The 599-nt window shown below is 43.2% G+C and carries 1 protein-coding gene; it reads right to left on the bottom strand.

Translation table 11 applies throughout. From position 1 onward, the window contains the following. On the bottom strand, positions 1-554 hold a 554-nt coding region (locus HMPREF3201_RS04075), incomplete at its 3' end, for a helix-turn-helix domain-containing protein (RefSeq protein ID WP_062411872.1). Positions 555-599: the final 45 nt, after the last annotated feature.

The raw sequence follows: 599 nt of genomic DNA, 5'->3' as shown, positions 1-599 counted from the left end.
TCGATAGAATCCTCGGAGGCTGTGTGCGAGCCTTGCTTTTTCTTCTGCGCTGCTTCTTCCTCTAAGCGCAGCCTCCTCAATCCTTTTAAACAGTCGAGCTCCAATCTTAACCAATAGTTTTCTTCTTCGAGTCGTTTCAAATACGCTTCCTGTTCATTTTTCGGTTTCTTGGGGCTAGATGGTTTAGCCATTTTGGGATACCTTCCTTTTCGTTGTGGTTTGAGCCCCTCCGCACCCATTTCCCGGTAGCGGCTGACCCATTGTACGAGAACCGACGGTGCTTTCATCCCCAAGGTAAAGGCGAGATGGTTATAGCTGGTCTCTGTGCTTAAGTATAATTTTACTGCATGAATCTTAAACTTAAAAGAGTATCTTACCAGTTGGCGAGAACGGTGAAGGGCTTCTTTGCCGTTGACCTGATAGGCGATAACCCATCTTTTGATAATACAAGGGTTGGGGATGCGATATTTTTTTGCTAAAGCCTTGTATCCAATATCTCCTTGTATATACTCGAGAACAATCTGCATCTTAAATTCATAACTATATTTTGCCATAAAATTAACCCCCTAAAGTTGAATTTTTGGTCCAACTTTAGGGGG

The organism is Megasphaera sp. MJR8396C (assembly GCF_001546855.1).
Taxonomy (GTDB): Bacteria; Bacillota; Negativicutes; order Veillonellales; family Megasphaeraceae; genus Megasphaera.
The sequence above is the reverse complement of the archived record's forward strand: the minus strand, read 5'-3'. Positions and strand labels throughout refer to the sequence as shown.